Source organism: Leptospira haakeii, assembly GCF_002812045.1.
Lineage (GTDB): Bacteria > Spirochaetota > Leptospiria > Leptospirales > Leptospiraceae > Leptospira_B > Leptospira_B haakeii.
This window is the reverse complement of record NZ_NPEG01000001.1, coordinates 607,533-629,200: the sequence shown is the minus strand read 5'-3', so window position 1 is coordinate 629,200 and position 21,668 is coordinate 607,533. Positions and strand designations below refer to the sequence as shown.

Annotated in this window: 19 protein-coding genes and 1 tRNA gene; 12 read left to right on the top strand and 8 right to left on the bottom strand. The window is 39.2% G+C overall.

The window, feature by feature from the left end; translation table 11 throughout:
• Nucleotides 1-6: 6 nt before the first annotated feature.
• Nucleotides 7-1,455: a DNA polymerase III subunit gamma/tau gene (gene dnaX / locus CH377_RS02975; protein ID WP_100722329.1), complete on the bottom strand. Its 1,449-nt coding sequence runs from the start codon at nt 1,453-1,455 to the stop codon at nt 7-9.
• 60 nt (nt 1,456-1,515) lie between these two features.
• Entirely contained in the window at nt 1,516-1,974 is a 459-nt protein-coding gene (locus CH377_RS02970) for a nucleoside deaminase (RefSeq protein WP_100722328.1), read from the bottom strand.
• Between the two features lie 73 nt (nt 1,975-2,047).
• On the opposite strand from CH377_RS02970, the gene CH377_RS02965 reads away from it, so the two are divergent.
• On the top strand, nt 2,048-3,652 hold the full coding sequence (locus CH377_RS02965) for an anti-sigma factor antagonist (RefSeq protein ID WP_100722327.1): 1,605 nt from the start codon (nt 2,048-2,050) through the stop codon (nt 3,650-3,652).
• Here CH377_RS02965 and CH377_RS02960 read toward each other — a convergent pair.
• Both CH377_RS02960 and CH377_RS02955 read right to left on the bottom strand, forming a co-directional pair.
• A complete protein-coding gene (locus CH377_RS02960) occupies nt 3,649-3,861 on the bottom strand; it encodes a transcriptional coactivator p15/PC4 family protein (protein ID WP_162494896.1) in 213 nt (70 codons plus the stop codon). The two genes, CH377_RS02965 and CH377_RS02960, sit on opposite strands and share 4 nt — an antisense overlap.
• A 117-nt stretch (nt 3,862-3,978) precedes the next feature.
• A complete protein-coding gene (locus CH377_RS02955; protein WP_100722325.1) occupies nt 3,979-4,911 on the bottom strand; it encodes a ferredoxin reductase domain-containing protein in 933 nt (310 codons plus the stop codon).
• A 257-nt stretch (nt 4,912-5,168) separates the two neighbouring features.
• Here CH377_RS02955 and lpxD point away from each other — a divergent pair, with 257 nt between their 5' ends.
• A complete protein-coding gene (gene lpxD, locus CH377_RS02950) occupies nt 5,169-6,221 on the top strand; it encodes a UDP-3-O-(3-hydroxymyristoyl)glucosamine N-acyltransferase (protein ID WP_100722800.1) in 1,053 nt (350 codons plus the stop codon).
• A gap of 403 nt (nt 6,222-6,624) precedes the next feature.
• Here lpxD and CH377_RS02945 read toward each other — a convergent pair whose 3' ends face one another.
• The 3 genes from CH377_RS02945 to CH377_RS02935 all read right to left on the bottom strand — a co-directional run bounded on the left by CH377_RS02945 (nt 6,625) and on the right by CH377_RS02935 (nt 10,301).
• Nucleotides 6,625-7,818: a multidrug effflux MFS transporter gene (locus CH377_RS02945; RefSeq protein ID WP_279305806.1), complete on the bottom strand. Its 1,194-nt coding sequence runs from the start codon at nt 7,816-7,818 to the stop codon at nt 6,625-6,627.
• A gap of 31 nt (nt 7,819-7,849) precedes the next feature.
• On the bottom strand, nt 7,850-9,463 hold the full coding sequence (locus tag CH377_RS02940; protein ID WP_100722324.1) for a long-chain fatty acid--CoA ligase: 1,614 nt from the start codon (nt 9,461-9,463) through the stop codon (nt 7,850-7,852).
• Nucleotides 9,464-9,584: 121 nt separating this feature from the next.
• The gene (locus CH377_RS02935; protein ID WP_243401943.1) at nt 9,585-10,301 is read right to left on the bottom strand and encodes a hypothetical protein; all 717 of its coding nucleotides are present in this window, start codon (nt 10,299-10,301) and stop codon (nt 9,585-9,587) included.
• Between the two features lie 122 nt (nt 10,302-10,423).
• Between CH377_RS02935 and CH377_RS02930 the strand changes: the two genes are divergently transcribed.
• The 4 genes from CH377_RS02930 (at nt 10,424) to CH377_RS02915 (ending at nt 15,640) form a co-directional block, all read left to right on the top strand.
• Nucleotides 10,424-10,690: a metal-sensitive transcriptional regulator gene (locus CH377_RS02930; protein WP_100722323.1), complete on the top strand. Its 267-nt coding sequence runs from the start codon at nt 10,424-10,426 to the stop codon at nt 10,688-10,690.
• A 147-nt stretch (nt 10,691-10,837) separates the two neighbouring features.
• Nucleotides 10,838-11,068, top strand: a complete 231-nt coding sequence (locus CH377_RS02925) for a YgaP family membrane protein (RefSeq protein WP_100722322.1) — start codon at nt 10,838-10,840, stop codon at nt 11,066-11,068.
• An 89-nt stretch (nt 11,069-11,157) separates the two neighbouring features.
• Nucleotides 11,158-12,501: a TolC family protein gene (locus CH377_RS02920; RefSeq protein WP_243401942.1), complete on the top strand. Its 1,344-nt coding sequence runs from the start codon at nt 11,158-11,160 to the stop codon at nt 12,499-12,501.
• A complete protein-coding gene (locus CH377_RS02915) occupies nt 12,488-15,640 on the top strand; it encodes an efflux RND transporter permease subunit (RefSeq protein WP_100722320.1) in 3,153 nt (1,050 codons plus the stop codon). Before CH377_RS02920 ends, CH377_RS02915 begins: the two co-directional genes overlap by 14 nt.
• Before the next feature lie 184 nt (nt 15,641-15,824).
• On the opposite strand, the gene CH377_RS02910 is transcribed toward CH377_RS02915, so the two are convergent.
• A tRNA-Leu gene (locus CH377_RS02910) sits at nt 15,825-15,906 on the bottom strand.
• 116 nt (nt 15,907-16,022) lie between these two features.
• On the opposite strand from CH377_RS02910, the gene hisB reads away from it, so the two are divergent.
• From hisB to CH377_RS02880, 6 genes are all read left to right on the top strand, one after another.
• The gene (hisB, locus tag CH377_RS02905) at nt 16,023-16,604 is read left to right on the top strand and encodes an imidazoleglycerol-phosphate dehydratase HisB (protein ID WP_100722319.1); all 582 of its coding nucleotides are present in this window, start codon (nt 16,023-16,025) and stop codon (nt 16,602-16,604) included.
• Nucleotides 16,601-17,233: an imidazole glycerol phosphate synthase subunit HisH gene (gene hisH / locus CH377_RS02900; RefSeq protein WP_100722318.1), complete on the top strand. Its 633-nt coding sequence runs from the start codon at nt 16,601-16,603 to the stop codon at nt 17,231-17,233. Before hisB ends, hisH begins: the two co-directional genes overlap by 4 nt.
• Nucleotides 17,230-17,964, top strand: a complete 735-nt coding sequence (gene hisA, locus CH377_RS02895) for a 1-(5-phosphoribosyl)-5-[(5-phosphoribosylamino)methylideneamino]imidazole-4-carboxamide isomerase (protein ID WP_100722317.1) — start codon at nt 17,230-17,232, stop codon at nt 17,962-17,964. The genes hisH and hisA overlap by 4 nt, the downstream gene beginning before the upstream one ends.
• Before the next feature lie 95 nt (nt 17,965-18,059).
• A complete protein-coding gene (locus CH377_RS02890) occupies nt 18,060-19,277 on the top strand; it encodes a vitamin K epoxide reductase/DsbA family protein (protein WP_100722316.1) in 1,218 nt (405 codons plus the stop codon).
• An 8-nt stretch (nt 19,278-19,285) separates the two neighbouring features.
• Nucleotides 19,286-19,828, top strand: a complete 543-nt coding sequence (locus CH377_RS02885) for a hypothetical protein (protein WP_100722315.1) — start codon at nt 19,286-19,288, stop codon at nt 19,826-19,828.
• Nucleotides 19,829-19,846: 18 nt separating this feature from the next.
• On the top strand, nt 19,847-21,667 hold the full coding sequence (locus tag CH377_RS02880; RefSeq protein ID WP_100722314.1) for a DUF885 domain-containing protein: 1,821 nt from the start codon (nt 19,847-19,849) through the stop codon (nt 21,665-21,667).
• Nucleotide 21,668 lies beyond the last annotated feature (1 nt).

The window sequence follows — 21,668 nt, the reverse complement described above, 5'->3', positions numbered from 1 at the left end:
TATACCCTAGAGTCCCAGCTTAGGCACTTTGGAAGGATCTACATCCGTTCCTAAAAATTCGTTTTTAAAAGATTTTTCCCATTCTGCATCTTCGGAAGAAACATCTTTTGCTAGGTCTTCTAGAGAAGATAGAGGCCCCGCTTTTTTTTCCTGAGAAATTTCTTTCTTCTCATTAGACACAACGGGAGAAGGAGTCGGGACTGGAGTTTGTATTTCTTTAGGTGGAGTAGGAGCCTGTTTTTTAGGAATCTCGAATGTAGCAGCTGTAGAATTAGAATCCTGGTCTTGGATCATCAGTATGAGATGATTGATCCTATCTACGAGTCCAGCAAGGCTAGGTTTAGCAAGATCTTCCGTAAGCTTTTTAATTTGTATTTCTATAAAAATTTTAATCTCAAAAGAGTTTCTCAAACGAAGAGTTTTAACTCTTTCGAATAATTCAAAAAGACGGAAAGAAAGTTTGTTCAATGCGATCGGATCTACGGATTCGAAATCCTTTCTCATTTTGATCAGATCTTCTCTGGGATAGTTAACGGATTCGGAATCTGCAGCAGAATCTTTCACTAAACATAACGTATGAGTGAATTCTATTGAATCCCAAAGGAACTTGTATATGTCCTGTCCTTCTTGGTATAAGTTCTCGATGATCTGCAATGACTTAGAAGAATTTTCGGCATCAACCAGACTTTTAATGAAGTCTGCTAAGAAGTCGATCCCATGATAGCCGATCATTTTTCGGATCTCTGCTCCTAAGAGTCGATTATCTGTGAACACAAGAGCCTGTTCCATAAAGGAAAGCATGTCTCTCACGGAACCGTCACCCTTCTTCGCTATCCAAAACAATCCTTCTGAATCGTATTTAGTATTTTCTTCCTTACATAAATTCTCCGCATAATCTTGGAGAACGGATAAAGGAACTTTTTTAAAAATGAAATCTTGGCAACGAGATAGAATGGTCTCCGGAATTTTGTGATATTCAGTAGTAGCTAAGACAAAAACCACATGAGATGGAGGCTCTTCCAAAGTTTTTAAAAGTGCGTTAAAGGATTGGTCGGTAAGCATATGTACCTCATCTATGATGTACACTTTATACTTCCCACCCATCGGAGTGAATTTTACGTTATCTCTAAGTTCTCTGATATTTTCGATACCACGGTTACTCGCAGCATCAATCTCAAGAACATCTCCTGAAATTCCTTTAGTGATCTCTTGGCAAGAATCGCATTGATTGCATGGCTCGTTATCGACAGGATTTTGACAGTTTAGTCTTTTCGCAAAAATCCTAGCGATTGTCGTTTTTCCTACACCTCTCGGTCCGAAAAAAATATACGCATGACCTATCTTTCCGGATTTAACCGCGTTTTGTAATGCACCGATCGCAAGATTCTGATGGATCACATCTTGGAATCTTTGGGGGCGATATTTGCGGGAGAGAACTTCGTGATTTCCGGCCATAGGGTTGTAATTTTACCAGATAGCATTGGACAAGAAAGAAGGAAAAGCCTAAAAGTCCGTCTAATTTCTCTTATCTTTGAAGAAAGTTTTGAATAACTCTGTGGTCGTTTCTGACTTAATTAGTACAAGTTCTGGAAAAAAATTTCTACTATAGATCGTTTCTAAAGGAAGAGATGATATTCCTTCTCCTAATTTTGCAGGAACCAGATATGCTACTTTAGGGATTCTAGAAAGAAGAATGGAACCGCCACACATCAAGCAGGGTTCTAGTGTTGTAAGTAGAATACAATCAGTAAGATATCTTTCCTTGCAGATCCGTTTTGCTTCGGAAATTGCGAGAACTTCGCTATGTAAGGAAGAATCTTCGGAAATTTCCACTGAGTTGTAAGCTTCACAGACAAGATTTCCGTTTTTGTAAATTTGTGTGAAACTAGGGATCTCTTCCGAATTTTGAGTTCGAATTTCCGTAAATCGGTCTAAAAAAACTTTAAGTAATGGCTCTATAATTTCTTGGCTCATTTTCGGTTTCTATTTCCGTTTCTCTTTTAAATTCTTCTTGCTCTTAGCGTATGTAAATGGTTTTTTCAAGCGCATGATTCTTTCGGCCAAATTGATGAGACCGGCCGGTTCTTCCGCAAAGTCCAATACTCTACTTATACGTTTAAATTCTCCTACGGGACCTGTTTCTACTCAAAGGCAACCTTTAGTTTTAGGTCTGGCTTTGGACAGAAGTTGGTCCATGAAGGGAAACAAGATGGATTCAGTGATCCAGGCTTCTTCTTCCCTGGTCAATTGGTTGACCCGTCGCGATTTTTTAACCGCTGTTGCTTACGCAGAAGACGTTCAGGTCATCCAACCTCTTGTTCCCTTGGCTGAAAAAAATTCTGTAATTCACAGATTGAATTCTATCCAAGTGGGTACTTCTACCAACCTGAGCGGTGGTTGGCTTCATGTTCTGCGAACATTGGAATTACATCCGATTGCAGATGGTTATAAGAGGGTCATTCTACTTACCGATGGAAATCCAACTTTAGGTATCAAGGATCCGGTGCAGCTTATCCAGATAGCGGCTGACGCTTATAAAAAAGGGATTAGCACGACGGTGATCGGTTTTGGTAACGACTTCAACGAAATACTTCTAAAAGAGATCGCAGAATCAGGTGGAGGAAATTTCTACTACGTAGAAACTCCAGAAGAAACCGGTGATATATTCTTCAAAGAATTCGGAGATATCGGGACCTTATACGCTCAATCCATAGAGCTCAAAGTAGATTTTCCGAAAGGACTGGATTATCTGGATTTAGTCTCAGAAGTTTCTTCTTACCAAGAACCTGATCCTGAGGAAACAGGACGTACTAAAACATTAGTTTTAGAAGTTGGTGATATGAGAGCGGACGATGTAAAAAGTCTAGTAGTTCAACTTCGCCCGACCAAAAAAGATACACCTCCAAATATTCATATTTCTGCAAGTTATTACGAATTAACCGATGGCGCAAAACTCGAACAAAAGACTATTGATATTCCTTTAGATTGGAATGATGACTCCGCTAAGGAAGACGCGGATGTAGTTGTCGAGGCTACAATCGCTAAAACCGGAAAAGGTTTAAGAAAAGCCGGAACACTTTTGAAAGAAGGTTATACGGAAGAATCTATTTCTCTTCTGAATGATCTGATCAAAGAGATTAATGAGAAGGAAGAACTTGCTCCTGAAGTTCTGCAAACTCTTGGTTTTAGAGTAAGTTCTTTAAAGAATCGGATCTTGGAAAATTCTCCAACTGCTGCGAAACATTTGGTAGCTTCTGCTTCCGAACTTCAGTACGGGGCAATGGAGAATTTCCCGGACGATGGAGTAGAATACCACGATCAGATCTTTGCATATCGTACGAATGAAGATATAGATCTTTATAGATGTCCTGAGATCAAAACAGCGATCCAAGAAAAGATGAAAGAAGGATATAGATACATCGTATTCAATCTTGCCAAATCTTCTTATATAGACTCTTCTGCGATAGGTATGTTGATACAGATCGCAGGCTGGCTCAGAAAAAGAGGTGGAGAATTGATCGTAAGTAATCTAAGATCTTCCGTTAAAAAAGTATTCTCGATCACTCGATTAGAATCTCATATTCGTGCTTCTGAAACGGAAGAAGAGGCCCAAAGTTTATTAAAGGCCTGGATAGAAAGTAAGGCGGTTTAGCTTAAAGAGCTTTCCGCCGCAAGTATTGCATCCTTTACTTCTGAGTATAATCCAACCGGTATTGCGATACCTTTTTGAGTAGGTTTGTATTCACCTTCACTGTCTGTGTACCAAACTCTTAAGTTCAGATATTTGTTACCTTTAAATTCTGAAATTTCGACTCGGATGATTTCACCTTTGCCTTTATCGATATCTCGGATTACGCTCATAGTTTTCCCTTCCTGACGGCAAAAGACTAAATTCCCGGTTTTGGATTTCCAGTCGTTTTCCATAAAAAAAGGCCCCCGATTGGGAGCCTTTTACTTAGAAAAATTTTAGAAAATCGATCAGTAGGTTTCCACGAATAATTGGTGGGCGCCTTCCAGATGATGTTTGTATTCTTCGTAAGTTCCGGAATTTCCGTCGATCTTTTGGATCTCTTCGATTACTCCTTTTTCCATTCCTTTCGGACCACCGCAGATATAGAAACGTCCACCAGAAGAGAGAACTTTTTTCACTTCTGCTTCTAACATTTTAACTCTGTGAGAGATATACATTCTTCCGCCGTCGAAAGGATTGTTTTCTTCTCTGGAGATGGCAGTAACTAATTTGAAATTAGGGAACTTCTTCTCTAAACCTCTTAGGTAATCCATCAATACTAATTCGTCAGAGTAAGGTGCTCCATATACAAGAGTTACGTTGCCTGTGAAGTTGATAAGTTTGTGTTCAAGGAGTTCCTCGCTCATTCCAACAAATGGAGCGATACCGGTTCCGGTTGCGAGGAACATGATGTCTCCGGAGAAATCAGTACTTGGAAGAAGGAATTTTTTTCCGGAAGGTCCAGTCATTACTACTTCGTCACCTTCTTTGAGGTCACAAACGTAGTTAGAGCAAACTCCTTTGAATTGAACATTTCCATCTGCATCGTAAACATTATCTCTTTTGATAATGAATTCGATTGTGTCTTCTTTCATTCCGAAAGAGTAGCTAGGAGAAGCAATTGAATACAAACGAACTGTATAAGCTGCGTCTGCAAGTCCCTTTGCTTTTTTCTCAGGGTCTTCTCCAGGAGGAATGATACCACCGGATTGTCCGATTAAATAAGGATACTGGCTATGATCGATAGCTAAAGTAATTCTATGAATTAATGATTCGCCTTCCTTCTTAGGCCTTTTACCTTTTCCAGTTTCTGGAGTAAGAAGTACATTGCTGATAACCTTCGCTTTCAGCGGGCTTGATTTTTTGAATATATTGATTTGCGGCTCTCTAACGGGCTTCATAGGCGGGCTGGATCCTGGTGTCGATTTCTAATGTATTACAGATTTTTTTCAGAAGCTAATTCGTCAAACGGGATATTTCTAAAGGAAGAAGCACCATTCTTCCGTATTATGTCTTCTTTATCTTTAATCCTTTGATAACTTCTTCTCTTGGCCATTCGTAGGTTTATATGAGTAATTCATTCTGAAATTTCGGATAGATCCGAATTCGATCTGCGAATACGTTGGCAGATACTAAAAGACTAGAAAAGAGGGTCTTAATGGCTAGATATACCTTGGAAGAACTGGCTTCCAAAATTTCCGGAGCAAAAATAGAAAATTGCGCGGACCCCAAAAAAGTTCAGGTGGAATCTGTTTCTCCGGTCAACCCGGGAGTTACGAACAGCATTAGTTTTCTCGCTAATAAGAAGATGTTAAATGAGGCAAAGAAGACCGCCTCTAGCATTGTAATGACTACTTCCGAGTTCGCAAAGGAATTAGAAGTTCCATGTCTGGTTGTAGATAAACCGGATTTGATACTAGCTCAGGTATTGGATCTGATCTATCCTCCCCATACATTTGAAAACAAAGTAGAAGCAAACGCATTCGTTCATCCTAAAGCAAAGATAGGTAAAAATTGTTATGTAGGAAATTTTGCTTCCGTTGCCGAAGATGCTGAGATTGGAGATAATGTAATCTTGGAAGACGGAGTTCGTATCGGAAGAGGAGCGAAAGTCGGAGAAGGTTCTCATATAGGACCAAATAATGTGATCCACCACGGAGTCATTATAGGAAAAAGATTCAGGTCTTTTGGAAATTGTACTGTAGGTGGAGACGGATTCAGATTCGTATTCGCAAACGGTAAACATAATAAGATCCCTCAAGTCGGAACAGTGATTGTGGGAGATGATGTGGAGATGGGTTCCAATAGTGCCATCGATAGAGGCGGTTTGGAAAATACGATCATAGGTGATGGATGTAAATTCGATAATCTAGTTCACATCGGCCATAATTGTGTATTAGGAAAAAATGTTGTAATTGCTGGTTACACAGGTGTTGCAGGTTCCACTACGATAGGAGATAATTGTACTATCGGTGGCGGATGTGGTATTGCCGATCACCTTAGCATTGCAAGCGGAACAATCGTGGGTGGAGGAACTTCTGTTCGAAACACTCTTTCCAAGCCAGATATTTATGTGGGTTGGGATTATGGACTGACTTTCCCTGAATTCCAAAAGCTCAGAGTGAATATCAAAAACGTGGTTAATTTCCAAAAATGGGCCAGAAGAATAAAGGCTATCGAATCTAAACTCGGCCTTAACGCTGAAGAGTAGTTTTAATCGGCCGACAGTCCTAGCTTAGAATCGCCTAAATCAGGGATCCTAAGCTAGGTCCAAAATCTTTCCGAATTATGTCCAATAGGCTTGACATGCTCCGGAGAAGGTTGAATTCTTCGCCTTATCCCAATTCGGAGGCTAGCCTTGAATACCCGACCCAATACTGAGGTCTTGGACCATATTCCAAACTCCCAGATTTCCGGGCGGGACTTTCCTCAAATAAATAGATTAGGAAAGTTGTTGGACTTATATGCGGATAACTTGCTAGAGCCACATTCCGAAAAAGTGGTGCTTATTAGCGAGTTGAGATATACCCGCAGCTAAATAAAAAAACAGATCTTTGATAAGACCCGAATTCTCGGGTCCGTCATTCCTTCCCTCTACTCTATAATAAATAATATTAAGATTCCTTAATTTTCTTATGGGTCTTGCCTAAGAAAAACAAACAAGCCAAAGACATTATACCAGACATGGACATTACTGTGATCATTGGATAAGCGCTTCCGTCATGAAGAAGGCTGACTGCTGCTGTAGAAACCGCACCGAATACCATCTGCAATGCCCCCATCAAAGCGGATGCACTTCCTGCATTTTTAGAAAAAGGAGCCATGGCAAGCGCAGAAGCATTCGGAACAATTAATCCGAATGCACTTACTAAAAAGAAAATTAAAACAAGCATCGGAATAAAGCCTAAGCCGAAAATTTCGAAGATAATAAGCAAAGAACAAAGTATTAGATATGAATATCCTACATACTTCACAATAGTTGCTGCTTCGAATTTTTTGAGAAGAATACGATTGATCTGACTAGAAAGGATCAAACCGAAAGCGTTAAATCCAAAAAGATAACTGTACTCAGTTTGAGAGAGTCCATTCAAAACCATAAATACGAATGGAGAACCAGCGATATATGCAAACATCACAGATGCGGAAAATCCGGAACTAAGCACATATGTTTTGAAGATTGGATTTGAAAATACTTCGACATATTCTTTGATAACTGGAGCTATCTTAAGAGAGATAGAAGAATCACCACCTTTGGTATCTTGGAAAACCAATAAAGATCCAAAAAGCATTAAGGTAGAAATACCTGTGAGAGTGAAAAAGATCCAATTCCAACTAGCAAACTGAAGTAAAAGTCCTCCCACGGTAGGAGCAAGTATAGGCGCGATTCCCATTACTAATATAATCTGAGAAAAAACTTTGGCTCCTTCATGAGGAGAAAATACATCTCTTACAACTGCTCTTGGGATTACCATTCCGGCACAAGCACCCAAAGATTGTAAAAAGCGGAAGAATATTAATGAATTAACTGAATTCGAAAATCCACAAGCCAAGGAACTTACTATGTATAACGTAAGACCTACGAGCAAAGGAATTTTACGGCCGAAACGATCTACGATTGGCCCGTAAAATAATTGTCCGAAAGAAATTCCAAAAAAGAAACTAGTTAACGTTAATTGCACATCTGAGATCGGAGTTCCAAGATCTTTTGCGATCTCATTCATACCTGGAAGGTACATATCGATCGAGAAAGGTGCAATTGCAGTCAATGCCCCAAGTATTAGGATTAAAGTGCCGTTAGATTTACTCACTCTCCTAGAATTGGATGCGAAGATTAGAGGTCTATTCTTCTAATTCTTTTCTTAGAATTTTCTTATCGAACTTACCCACACTAGTTTTTGGAATCGCGGAAACCGACCGAATATCATCTAGCTTAGGTAATTGCCAGTGAGCAAAATTTTCTTTGAGTCGATCATGGATCTTTTTCGGATCCACTTCTTTACCTTCAATAGGAACTACAAAGATAACAGGGGCCTCGTCTCTGACAGGATCCTTTCTTCCTACAACTGCAGCTTCTAAAACATCCGGATCTGCCATGACTAGATTTTCCATATCAACAGAAGAGATCCATTCTCCCCTGGTCTTGATCAGATCTTTCTTACGATCTGTGATCTGCATGTAACCATACTCATCCAAGACCACAACATCTCCAGTTCGGAACCAACCATCGGAGGTGAATGATTCGGGAGATTCTCCACTTTTATAAGAAGCAGCGATCCAAGGTCCTCGTACTAAAAGTTCTCCAGGAGTTTTTCCATCCTTAGGAACATCTTTGCCATTATCGTCGATTGCTCTGATCTCTACACCTGGCACAGGGACACCTTGTTTGGCTCTATAGGAATATCTTTTATTATCATCTAAGTTTTTCATAAAACCGCGAAGATGAGATACGGTTCCAACCGGGGAAGTTTCAGTCATTCCCCAAGCATGAAGAATGGAGATCCCGAAATCTTTTTCGAAACCTTCGATCAAACCTCGAGGAGCCGCAGACCCACCTACCACCATAGTATGAAGTTTCAGATTATATTTAGTTTTCTTTAAGTGTTGGTAGAGAACATTCCAAACGGTAGGGACACCTGCTGTTAGAGTAACTTCTTCCGATTCCAATAGTTCGGCAAGTGCGGCTCCCAAGAGATGTTTTCCAGGAAACACTAACTTACATCCGGTCATTACGGAAGCGAAAGGAATTCCCCAAGAGTTAACATGGAACATTGGAACTACCGGAAGAACAGTTTCAACTTCTCTGATACCTAATGCATCTCCCATGCAGATGGACATCGAATGTAAATAGGTGGATCTATGAGAATAAACAACTCCCTTCGGATTTCCAGTTGTTCCAGAAGTATAACAGATTCCCGCTGCTTCGAACTCATCTATAGGTTCGAAATTTTCTATATCATCTCCTGTTTTCAAAAAATCTTCATATGAAATCGCATTAGGAAGATTTGGAAATGGAACATTCTCTTTATCGTCTATGATAATAAATTTTTGTACACCATGGATTTGACTTAGATTCTTTTCGATCGCAGGGGCTAAAGATTTATCTACAAAAATAAATTTATCCTTAGCTTCGTTGATGATATATATAAGTTGTTCCGGAAACAATCGGATATTGATCGTATGAAGAACCGCTCGAATACTTGGGATCGCAAAATACAATTCCAAGTGAACAGAATGATTTAAACAAAAAGTGGCGATTGCTTCTCCAGGTTTTACACCGGCGTTTCTTAAAGCGTTCATCAAACGGATCGTTCTTTTGTAAAATTCTCCGTAAGTAAGTCTTTGGATGGAATTATCATGCCATTTGGTTACGATTTCTTTATGAGGATGAACCTCTTTTGCTCTTTTTAGAATGGAAGGCAAAACTAATGGATAATCCATCATTGTGGAACGCATAAACTTCTCCGCTTAAATTGTCGGGCCAAGATTATTGCATCGAATTAGTTACGGTCAAGAAGAATCGAAAGAATTCTAAATTGTTTTATCTCAAAACGGATAAACAGAGTTAGTCGAGTATTTACTTACAATATCCGGCCATTGTAAATCCCAACTCATAACCTGTAAAAATTTGTATATTGGCTGCCCAAGCAAGTTTAGAATCTGGATCAGTTAGGTCCGATGTAGCGATCGTGATTGGATTTAATATTTTTTGAGTGAATTCACAAGGAGAAACGGGGAGACCTTGGTCCCCTTTCATATATTTTCCAAGGGAGAAGAATAAGAAATTCCGTACGATTTGTGACTTGCCCTGAGCTGCAGTAGAAAATTTTAGATAAGATTCCAGATTAGTTTCGAGTTCCTGTCTCGCTTTTAGATCCAATGGATTCTTTTTCAATTTCGCAGACGTTGACTGAAATTTTTTCTCCAATTCCAAACGAAGTCTTTCTGCACAAAAGAATTCTGTTCCTTCTTTTGCGGTTAAGGCCTCATATTTGATCCTATAATATTCTAGCTTTCCGTCTTTGTTTAGATGGAGATGTTTTCCTTCTCCTACTTCCGAAACATAAACGATCTGGCCGATTAGATAGGTTTCTCTGATATTCTGTTCGGATATTTTATATAAAGTATCCAACATGATTTTTTCATTTTCACTTGTAGCAGATTTTTCAGAGGTTAGGAATTGAAAACAGGCTTTGTTAATATCCGGATGATCTATATAAACCTGCTGCATTTTTTGGGCGGAACCAACGCAGGAAATTAAGAATATAAAACAAAGGTTAAAAACATTCTTCATTTAGATAGAAGATCTATTGATTGGATGCGCAATCCATCCTTTTTTATTGTAAGAATGTGCGGATTAAAGATAGGTTTCGCGATAATCCTTGACATCCGGATATACCATACAGGGTATAGGTTATGGAATTAGATGAAATAAGAAAACAACTTACTCATAGGCTGCACAGAATTAAAGGCCAGTTGGATGCACTTGAAAAGAGTTTACATAATAAGGACGAAGATTGTGAAAAAACCATAATTTTGCTCAAAGCTTCAAGCCAGGCTCTTAAAAAATTCGGAGAGGCATATGTCCAAGAGTATATGGATAGATGTTTTTCCGAAAAAAAGTCCTCCGCGACTATCCAGAAAAATCTAAAAAAAGCAATTAAAGCTGCATTTTCTCTATAATCCCTCCTTTTTAATCATTTTTTCTACAAACGCGTTCAGAACTATTTTTTGGGCGCCTAAATTTATTTAGCCCAAAGATTTTTTGTTGATCAATTATATACCCCCACGGGTATATGGAATTATTACATACCTAGGGGGGTATATAATATGGAGAATACAAACAATCAAAGCTGGTATTTGGAAAGGGTTTTATTCCTGATTGCAGGCTCGTTCTCTTTAGTCGGGTTACTTATCGCCAACTATTTCAGTCATTGGGGCCTTGTTTTGAATCTATTGGTTGGGGTAAATATGATCTTATTTTCTCTAACAGGATTTTGTCCGATGGGATTGATCCTTACTCGATTAGGCATTCCTAAAAAATGCGGATCAGATAGGTAAATTCGATGCATTCTAAATCCGCTTTATCGCTGATACTCGGTGGGGTATTGTTCTTGATACCCCTTTCCATCAAAGCCTCGGACTCCAGTATGGATTTTTTCTCCGTATGGGAAAAGGTAGCCGGGAATTCTCCTTCTTTACAAACGAAAAGTTTGGAAATAGAAGCCGCGAAATCCGCAAGCGCTAGAGCGGGTTTGCATTGGTTTCCTAAATTATATACTGATGTTCGTACATATCAAACGAACGATCCTATCTTAAATTTTACTGGAAAACTGGGACAAAGATCCGCTACACAATCGGATTTTTCGACTGCGAGCAATCGATCTAATCTTTCCAATTTTTTAGATTCAAATAACCAACTTTATCAAAATATAAATCCGAATTCCGCAAATATTTTTGCGAAAGATACCTTAAATCATCCAGGTAGTAATATGTATTCCCGGGGGACTTTGGGCCTTGAATTTCCGGTATATGAAGGAGGGTCTGGAAAGGCTTTTAAGGAAATTAAAGATAAAGAACTTCAATCTTATATTCTTGAATCGGAATATTTTAGAAAAACTTTATATATCCAAACTGCTGTCGCGTTCCATTCCTCCTTAGTATTTTCAAGTGGAGTTAAGGAAAGGGAGAAAATACTCCGTCAATTGGATTTCTTCGTGAACTCGTATAGATTAGATACTGTTGGGAATCCGATTGGTCATTCCGGTTCTCTCGCTTTAAGATCCATTCAACTTAGAGTGTCTTCTGAGATAAAAGAGAAAGAACTATATCGGAAAGAATCCTTAGAATCGATCAGGATACTTTCGGGTGGACTACTCGAAAATTTTAGATTAGCTGAAACTTCTTCATCACATTTTTATGAAGAGGTTTTGCCTTTGCCACCTTCTGAATCTGAGAGGCACACTGCGATTTCCAAAATTCTGGAATCTCATTCAAACATATCCAAACAAAAGGTAACAATGGAAAATTCTAAATTTCTGCCCAAGGTAGGCGTTTATGCGGAAGCATATGGCTATAATGGAGATAGGAATTTTGCAAACTCTTATAACGCAGGAGTTTTCCTGCAAATGAATCTTCTTAATCCTACTGATATAGGCTCCAAAAAGGAAGCGTCGATCCAAGCGGAAGCGGCAGAAACAAAAGCTAAAGAAGCAAGGTTAAAAGAAAACTCCGAGTTCAAGATCCTTTTAGAAAAGGAAAGAGTATTGTCTGAGAATAGAAAAGATTCCGAACAATCCTACCGGATACAATATGAACAACTCCTTCTTTCCCAAACATTATTCAAAAGGGGGAATATTCCCGCCTCAAGTTTAGCTGAAAGTTTCTCACGAACTTCAGACGCATTGTCCAGGAAAGAGTTTATAGATTTAGAATATTTAAGAACTAGAGCTCAGCTCATCCTTTATTCCGAGGAAAACGATGAACGAAAATAACAAACAAACGCAGTCGGAAGGTTTCGCAGGAATACTAGCGGGAAAATTTATCAGTTCTAAACTTACTCCTATTTTTGCGGTAGTAAGTATACTTGCGGGAATTTTATCAGTATATCTAACTCCGAAGGAAGAAGAGCCGCAGATTTCGGTTCCTATGGTGGATATTTCATTCTTTTCTCCTCAATACTCAGCGAATGAGATGGAAAGAAAAATTACAGAGCCAGTGGAAAGATCTGTATGGGGATTGGAGGGAGTGGAATACGTTTATTCCGCAACCAGAGATCATCAATCATTGATCACTGTCCGCTTTAAGGTGGGAGAACCTTTAGAGCCCTCTTTAGTTAAGATCCATCATAAAATTTTAGAGATTAGAAATCAACTTCCTCCAAATACTTCTGATCCATCAGTAAATTCTTATACGATTGATGATGTTCCTTTTTTGGCTCTTACTTTTAGTTCAAAGGAAACGGACGATTATTCTCTTCGTACTTTGGTTTCTCCTTTAGCGAGAGAGCTATCTTCTACTCCTGATCTTTCCAAAGTGGAATTATTAGGAGGAAGAAAAAGATCGGTTAGAGTAATTGCGAATCCACTTCGAATGAAAGAGTTTGGTGTGGACTTTATCCAACTGGCCGAAAGTCTTCAGGCAAACTCCTCAGACTTTCCTGCAGGAAAAAACTGGGGAACAAAAAATATATATGATATAGAGATCGGTTCTTCGATCCGAACTATAGAAGATCTCAAAAAGATCCCAATCAAACAAAGTTGGGGTAGAGTTATTAAGCTAGAAGATATAGCTCAAATATACGAAGGTCCTCAAGAAAGAACCAGGCAATCCTTCTTTTTTCAAAAAGAAAATCCGGATATTCGAGAAAACGCAGTCACGATCGTATTTTCTAAAAGAAAAGGAACGAATGTAGAAGAATTAGCACAAATCATCCGAGAGCGTGCAGACGAATTTAGAAAAGATCTTCCGAGCGGAATAAAACTTAGTGTAATACGCGATTATGGTAGAACAGCAGGAATAAAATCAAAGGAACTGATCGAACATCTTCTTATAGCAACTATTTCCGTTTCTGTTTTGATCGCTTTATGGATGGGGATCCGAGCCTCTTTCGTAGTATTTGTAGCGATCCCGGTCACCTTAGCTCTTACATTAGCAATTTATTATTTTCTAGATTATACTCTTAATCGTGTTACCTTATTCGCTTTGATTTTTTCAATAGGTATACTCGTAGACGATGCGATTGTCGTGGTCGAGAATATTGAAAGGCATCTTGCGTTCCCCGGAAATAAAGGAAAGATCAGATCCATTTTAGACGCAGTTTCAGAAGTAGGAAATCCGACGATATTGGCTACCTTTACTGTGATCGCTGCGATATTACCCATGGCATTCGTGCGAGGTTTGATGGGACCTTATATGAAGCCGATCCCAGTCGGAGCCAGTCTCGCCATGCTTCTTTCCTTATTCGTAGCTTTTTCAGTCATTCCTTGGATTAGTTTAAGAATTTTCAAAGAACATGTTGGAGCGACAACGAAACAGAAAATTTCACGTTTAGATAATATCTATCTAAAGGTTGCAGGATGGCTTTTAGAATCTAGATCGAACCTTCTAAAAATGATACTTTTGATCATTGCGTTGTTTGCGATTTCTGTTTCCTTGGTGGCATTTAAAGCGGTGAAAGTTAAGATGTTACCTTTTGATGATAAGGATGAATTCCAGATCATATTAGATTTTGATCCAAGGACCCCACTTTCGAAAACCGTTGAATTAAGTTCGGAACTTGCAAAATCGATCCTTAAAGAAGAAAATATAGAAAAAGTCCAGATATTTGCGGGGGAGCCCGCGCCCTTCTCCTTTTCAGGAATGGTAAAACATACTTTTTTACGAAGAGAGGAATGGAAATCTGATCTTCATATCGTTTTAAAAGACAAAGATTCCAGAAAGAAAAAGAGCCACGAAATTATAGAATCCATTCGCCCTATTTTAGAAAAATATAATAAGGAAAATTCTGTACTTAGCAAAGTGTTAGAAATCCCACCTGGGCCTCCGGTTCTTTCTACCTTAGTTATAGAAATATACGGGCCTACAGAAAAGGAAAGAATCAAAGTCGCTCAAGAAATCCGTTCAATCGCTGAAGCGCAGGAAGGAGTTGTAGATCTTGATTCTAGTCTTTCCGAGGTCAGGCCTAAGATAAAATATCCCTTCAAATTTGATAAGGGAGGACTTGTTGGAATTCCTTCTTCTACGATGGCAAAAAATGCGGGATTGTTCTTCGGAGAAACTCCAGTGTTCATTCTATCCGAATCGGAACATTCGGAAGATATTTCAGTGGATTTGTCCGTTCCGAATGAATTCAGATCTTCACATTCTCCTTTTTCCAGTTGGGATTTATCTTCTCAATTTTCCGGATCTGTTTCTCCTAAAAATTTAGTTGGGGAAGGAGGAAGAATTTCTTCAAAAGTACTTCATCGAAAAAATCTAAAACCTTTAGAATATGTGACTGCTGAGTTTTCGGGAAAAGAAGAAGCTCCGGTTTACGGAATTCTTTCCTTGAGCCCTAAAATCCAATATCCAATTTATACTTCGGAGGTGCCATGGAATACAAAACATCCGGTTATAAAATGGGACGGAGAATGGTTCATAACGTATGAGGTCTTTCGCGATCTAGGTGGAGCGTTTGCAGTTGTGATGATCTTGATTTATGTTTTGGTACTCGGCTGGTTTCAGGATTATAAACTTCCGATTATCATAATGGCACCGATACCGATTTCTCTTATCGGGATTATCCCGGGGCATTTGGTGTCTGGAGCTTATTTTACTGCGACCTCTATGATTGGATTCATCGCCGGTGCCGGGATCATAGTTCGAAACTCAATCATCTTAGTGGATTTTATTCAGGCTGAGATCGAAGCAGGAAAGGATTTAAAAAGAGCAGTATTAGATGCGGGAGTGGTTCGTTTCCGACCTATGTTTTTGACTGCTGCGGCGGTAATAGTTGGCTCCTCAGTCATGTTATTTGATCCGATTTTTCAAGGCCTGGCAGTGTCTTTAATTTTCGGGGAGATTGCGGCGACAGTGCTAAGTCGGTTCGTCGTTCCTGCGTTTTACTTTTGGTTTTCTGAAAGAAGAGCATGATTTTGCCGAAGAAGGGACTCGCCCGCTACACAGTTTCGCATCCTGCAAAACTTAGTTCCGCGGCGTGTCTCACTGGCCTCAGCACGTCCTGTGCTTCGGTCGCGAAAATGTACGCTCCCTATGGGTCGCTTTTTCGCTTACCAGTTCGACCGTTCGAGTCTTTAGTTTTCTGTATTACTTGATTTGCCGAAGAAGGGACTCGAACCCCCACGGTGTTACCCGCTGGTACCTGAAACCAGTGCGTCTACCAATTCCGCCACTTCGGCTAGTGGTTGGAGGGATTTGTTTCCCTACGGATAATTTTGCCTTTAAGGACTTTCCGTCAGCTTATTTTTGGAATTCATTGACACGATAATTAAGAGGAAAGTAGGGTCAGGATAGAATGAAAGAAGAACGCAAAACTTCGGAGACGGACATCAAGCTCTCCCTGAATATTCGGGGTACAGGTAATTATAAATTCGATACTCAAATTCCGTTTTTCGAGCATATGCTTTCCCATGTTTCTAAACATGGGCTTCTGGATATTGATCTATGGTTGCGAGGTGACATAGAAATCGATTGTCATCATAGCGTTGAGGACACTGCGATTCTTCTCGGCGCGACTCTTCACAAACAGTTGGGAGACAAGGCAGGCATCAGAAGATACGGTCATTATACTCTTCCGATGGACGAAGTTCTTACGACTGTAGCGGTGGACTTAGGTGGTAGATATTATTATAAATATACCGGTCCTGAACTTGTAGGTAAGTTTGGAATTTATGATGCAGAGCTATCGTTGGAATTCCTACAGAAGTTCGCTTTGAATGCTAAGATGAATCTTCACATTCATGTTCATTACGGAGAAAATCGTCATCATATCCATGAATCCATTTTTAAAGCTTTCGGTAAGGCTTTGAGAATGGCGATTGAGCTAGACCCTGCTGCAGGCGGAGCAATTCCTTCTACCAAAGGTGTTTTGGAATGATAGCCGTTCTTGATTATGGAATGGGGAATATTCACTCCTGCTTAAAGGCGATCTCACTCTTCACAAAAGATTTTTCTTATACCAAGGAGCCATCCGTTTTGAAACAGGCGGATGCGATCATTCTTCCAGGCGATGGCCACTTCGATAAGGCCATGAAAAATCTGAATGAGTCTGGTTTGAGAACTTTTGTAGATGATCACGTAAAGGCAGAAAAACCGCTGTTCGGGATCTGCATAGGTTTTCAAATTTTGTTCGAAGATTCGGATGAGGTTATTTCCGGAAATAAAAACGCGACTGTCCCTGGACTAGGTTATATTAAAGGTAAGATTCGCAAGTTTAAGGGAAAAAACTATAAGGTTCCGCATATCGGTTGGAATAAATTATATAAAAGAAATCCTTCTAAAAGTAATTTATTGAAAAATTTAGAAGACGAATCCTTCGCATATTTTATACACTCTTACCGTCCCGTTGGAGTGGAGAGTTCCGCAATCACTGGCTTCTGCGATTATTATGGGGAGAAGTTCCCGGCAGTGGTTGAGAAAGGAAATGTTTTCGGAACACAATTCCATCCTGAAAAATCCTATTCCTTCGGCCTAAAGATTCTGGAGAACTTTATTCAATCCTTATGATTTTAATTCCTGCCATTGATTTGTTGGATAATTGCGCTGTTAGATTATTCAAAGGCAATTACGACGAAAAGACAATCTACTCAACTGAGCCTTGGAAACTAGCAGAAGGTTTCGAAAGAAATGGTGCTACTCTCTTACATCTTGTTGATTTGAACGGTGCAAGAAACCAGATTGGGATCAACACAGAAGCTATTTCAAAAATTCGTAAATCTTCAAAGTTGAAGATCCAATTAGGTGGTGGGATCAGAGATAAGGAGAAGTTGGAATATTACGATTCAATCGGTATCGATCGTTTTATTCTTGGAACTGCTGCGGTTAAGAATCCGGAACTTTTGGACTTCGCTTTGAAAAAGTACGGAGATGATAGGATCGTCGTGGCAGTGGACGCCAGAGACGGCATAGTCAAAATTGCAGGCTGGGAAGTAGACTCTGGTGTGAAGTATTTGGACCTTCTTGAAAAAATGCAACAAGCAGGTATTCGTAATATTATTTTCACGGATATCGCCCAAGACGGAACTTTGGCGGGTCCAAACCTTAATGCATATAAGGAAATTTTAAGCAGATATAATTTTCAAGTAATTGCGTCCGGCGGTATTTCTTCTTTAAAAGATATAATGGCGCTATCCGCATTAGGGACTTCCGTTCCGATGTATGGAGTAATCACTGGAAAAGCTTTATATGAAGGTAAAATAGATCTGGCCGAAGCAATTACAAGCTTAGGTTCCGATTAATTTTTAATTCCCTTTTATAAGTACAGATCAGCATATTTTTTCTTTCCTTGTGCCTTCCAGGTACGTATAAAGGTATTTTGTAATCGGAGTCCCGAATGAAAAAATTGTCCCCTAGCTCTATTCTTGCCGTAATTTCCGGTATCGCGGCGTTTATCTCGTTCTTATTGATCAGAAAATATTTCGGCGGAGAAACTGCGGACGGACTTGCACAATCTCTTTGTGACGCAGTAAGCGAATCAGGTTCTTGTTCCAAGGTTTCCGAAAGTAGCATCTCAGCTATCAGGAATGTTCCTTGGTTAGGGGACCTTCCGATCGCACTTTTCGGATTTACATTTTACGGATTTGTTACATACCTTTTTATCCGATCTGAAAAAAGTCCTGAAAACAAAGAAGGGTACCTTCTTCTTTCCTTTTACGTTTTGCTTATAGCATTAGTGATTGATCTTGGATTATTCTCCGCGTCCGTATTTTATATAGATGCGATCTGCGGGCTTTGTGCAGTTACTTGGATTTCCACTTTGATCTTGGTTGCAGGAACCTTCTTCCAAATTAAAGACTATAAGGACAAATCCTTGAAAAAAGCATTCGGCATCTTCCAATTGGAAGGTTTAAATACTTATATAGTTGTTTTGTTGTTCTTAGCTGCTGGTCAGATCGGAGGAAAATCCTTCCATGATTCTTTAGTAGATGGAGAACATACTGGTGTCGCTCAGATCCAAAAACAATTATCGGATTACGAAAAAGCACAACCAGTTTCAATTGATCTGCAAGGCTCTTCTATACAAGGAGATCCTAATGCTCCGATCACTATCGTAAAATTTGCGGACTTCAATTGTGGTCACTGTATGGATACTTCTCATATCTTAAAAAGGGTTTTGAGAGATTATCCAGGACTAGTAAAGATCGTTTATAAAAATTTCCCGTTGGATGCAAATTGTAACCGATTGGTCCAATCTCCTCGTCCGGACGCGAGTTCTTGCGTGGCTGCTTCTGCTGCGATCTGCGCGGATAAACAGAATAAATTCCCGGCAGTTTACGAAGGGCTTTATAGAAATACTGAAAATAGGATAGCACACTCACCTGCATCCGTATTGAGTTTAGCTCAACAGGAAGGGTTAGATATGAACCAGTTCCGTGCTTGTTTGTCTTCTCCTGCTGTCCGCAATCAGATCAATAAAGAAGTGGATGATGCTGAGAAAGTAGAGATCCACAGTACACCTAGTTTATTTATTAATAATAAACCGATCCAAAGTGGAACACCAAAAGAGGCTTTCTTAAGAGCTTTGATTGAAAGTTTAATTAAGAAGGTTTGAGGTTTTAAGTGTCGGAAGCAGCCGAAGTATCCAAAAAGAATTTCTATTGTAGGAACTGCGGCTCTTCCATTCTTTCTGATTCGGAAAAATGTTTGTTTTGCGGTTCTTATCAGTTACCTGGAAGAATTCCGTTTTTCAAATTTTTATCCGAAAGTAGGTTATTTCGCACTGCTTTCTTTTTTCCTTTTTCGGCTTTGATAGCTTTTGCGCTCCCGATCATTCACGCATTGAATCCAATTCCGTCCTTAGATTGGTCTTGGGTACTTCTTATTTCCTTCTTCTTTTTTACATTCTCCGTTTTCGGATTCGTTTCAGAATGGATCTTTTTGAATAAGTTCAAAGGAGATGCAAAGGATTTTAGAGAAGGATTTTTCGAATGGCAGAAGACTCTCTATCTTCGCAATCCGTATCTTTCTTATTTCGGAATGTTTTTATTCGTATGCGTTCCTCTATTGAATTGGGAAAATCATTTTTCTTTTGCGGCTTCATCTTCCGCAATCTGGACATTATTACTAGTATTTTTATCCAAAATTCTTATTCCACTTTTCTAAACATCGGAGTACTCATCCATGCTGAAGAAGATCCTGATCATTTCTTTATCTGCCATTACGATAATTGCTATTTCCTTCGGAATTCTTATTTGGCATACAATCAATTTTAGGCCGATCACATTAGGTTTATATTATGAAAAAATTTTTTGGGAGAATGTTCTGGATGATCCTGAAACTTTGACTTCTCTTAGGATTTTGGATTCTTGGGGAATTACTTCTCATAATTACAAATGGTCCGACTCTTCTCCGGAAAAGGAAATGGAAAGAGCAGATAAAGCTAAAAGAGATTTAGAAATTCTTAAGACATACGATTCTTCCAGACTAAGTGGAGAAGATAGGATCTATTATAAAGCTTTAGAATGGGATCTTGAGCTTGCGGCCGATTACGAAAAATATATTTATAATTCTTATCCGGTAAATCAACTATTCGGTGTTCAAAATCATATTCCCTCTTTCTTAGCTACTTCTCATATGATAGAAGATTATGAAGATGTGGAATCTTATATTGCAAGATTAAAGGGGATTTCCGAAAAGTTGGATCAAGTAATCCGAGGTTTGGAGATCAGACAATCGAATGGTGTGATCCCACCGGATTTTATTTTGAGAAGAGTCCTGGATGAATTAAAAAATTTCAGGGTCAAAAATCCGGAAGATAATATTTTATATGTAAGCCTTCGAAAAAAATTAGAGAAGAACGATGAGATACTTTCTAATCAAAAAACTTCTTCTTTAGCAGACGTGAAAAAAATACTAGAATCTTCCGTTTATCCAGCGTATTCTAAGCTTCAGAATTTTATAGAACAACAACTTAAGTTAGCAGATAATAAGGCTGGAGTTTGGAAACTTCCAAACGGTGAAAAGTTTTACGCACATACTTTAAAATATCATACCACTACTAATCTTTCTCCCGAGGAAGTCCACTCAATCGGGCTTTCGGAAGTAGCAAGGATCCAAACCGAGATGAAATCGATTTTGGAAAGTTCAGGGATTAACGTTTCAAATTTGCAAACTACTATGAGGCAACTAAGAGAAAAGCCTGAGTTCCAATTTCCAAATACTCCGGAAGGAAAAGAGAAAGTTATAGAGGTTTATAAAGAGATCTTAAAAGAATCTATCGAAAGATCTAAACCTATCTTTCCTTCTTGGCCTAAAGCGAAAGTCCAGGTAGAAAGAATTCCCGAATTTAAAGAAGCGGGAGCGCCCGGAGCCTATTACGAAGAACCCAGTCTGGATGGAAAACGTCCTGGTGTATTCTATGCAAACCTTCGTGACTTAAAAGAAATCCCTAAATTCGGGATGAATACATTAACGTATCATGAAACAATTCCAGGACATCATTTACAAATTGCTTGGTCTCAAGAATTAACTTCTGCCCCAAGAAAATTAAGAACCACACATTTTACTGCATTCGTAGAAGGTTGGGCTTTGTACGCGGAAAGACTTGCAAAAGATTATAATTTTTACTCCGACCCTTATGTGGATTTAGGAAGGCTTCAAGCAGAATTGTTTAGAGCAGTTCGCTTGGTTGTGGATACAGGGATCCATTATAAACGTTGGAGTAGAGAAGACGCAATTCGTTATATGTCAGATAATACTGGCATGGCTCCTAAGGAAGTCTCTGCAGAGATTGAAAGATATATTGTATATCCTGGACAGGCATGCTCTTACAAGATCGGAATGATCTCCTTTTTAAAAATGAGAGAGGATTGGAAGTCGGTCAAAGGAGAAGCTTTCGATATCAAAGAATATCACGGCTTCGTTTTAGGAAAAGGTTCTCTTCCTTTGGAAATTTTGGAAAAAGCTTCTAAAGAAGAATTAGGACTAGCTGCTAAAAACTAAA

Excerpts from the sequence above, each read along its gene's own strand:
- CH377_RS02880 (WP_100722314.1), top strand. The coding sequence starts at position 19,847 with ATGCTGAAGAAGATCCTGATCATTTCTTTATCTGCCATTACGATAATT.
- CH377_RS02970 (WP_100722328.1), bottom strand. The coding sequence starts at position 1,974 with ATGAGCCAAGAAATTATAGAGCCATTACTTAAAGTTTTTTTAGACCGA.
- CH377_RS02930 (WP_100722323.1), top strand. The coding sequence starts at position 10,424 with ATGGAATTAGATGAAATAAGAAAACAACTTACTCATAGGCTGCACAGA.
- CH377_RS02920 (WP_243401942.1), top strand. The coding sequence starts at position 11,158 with ATGGATTTTTTCTCCGTATGGGAAAAGGTAGCCGGGAATTCTCCTTCT.
- hisH (WP_100722318.1), top strand. The coding sequence starts at position 16,601 with ATGATAGCCGTTCTTGATTATGGAATGGGGAATATTCACTCCTGCTTA.
- CH377_RS02915 (WP_100722320.1), top strand. The coding sequence starts at position 12,488 with ATGAACGAAAATAACAAACAAACGCAGTCGGAAGGTTTCGCAGGAATA.
- CH377_RS02890 (WP_100722316.1), top strand. The coding sequence starts at position 18,060 with ATGAAAAAATTGTCCCCTAGCTCTATTCTTGCCGTAATTTCCGGTATC.
- CH377_RS02935 (WP_243401943.1), bottom strand. The coding sequence starts at position 10,301 with ATGAAGAATGTTTTTAACCTTTGTTTTATATTCTTAATTTCCTGCGTT.
- dnaX (WP_100722329.1), bottom strand. The coding sequence starts at position 1,455 with ATGGCCGGAAATCACGAAGTTCTCTCCCGCAAATATCGCCCCCAAAGA.
- CH377_RS02960 (WP_162494896.1), bottom strand. The coding sequence starts at position 3,861 with ATGAGCGTAATCCGAGATATCGATAAAGGCAAAGGTGAAATCATCCGA.
- CH377_RS02965 (WP_100722327.1), top strand. The coding sequence starts at position 2,048 with ATGATTCTTTCGGCCAAATTGATGAGACCGGCCGGTTCTTCCGCAAAG.
- CH377_RS02955 (WP_100722325.1), bottom strand. The coding sequence starts at position 4,911 with ATGAAGCCCGTTAGAGAGCCGCAAATCAATATATTCAAAAAATCAAGC.
- hisA (WP_100722317.1), top strand. The coding sequence starts at position 17,230 with ATGATTTTAATTCCTGCCATTGATTTGTTGGATAATTGCGCTGTTAGA.
- lpxD (WP_100722800.1), top strand. The coding sequence starts at position 5,169 with ATGGCTAGATATACCTTGGAAGAACTGGCTTCCAAAATTTCCGGAGCA.
- CH377_RS02940 (WP_100722324.1), bottom strand. The coding sequence starts at position 9,463 with ATGCGTTCCACAATGATGGATTATCCATTAGTTTTGCCTTCCATTCTA.
- hisB (WP_100722319.1), top strand. The coding sequence starts at position 16,023 with ATGAAAGAAGAACGCAAAACTTCGGAGACGGACATCAAGCTCTCCCTG.
- CH377_RS02925 (WP_100722322.1), top strand. The coding sequence starts at position 10,838 with ATGGAGAATACAAACAATCAAAGCTGGTATTTGGAAAGGGTTTTATTC.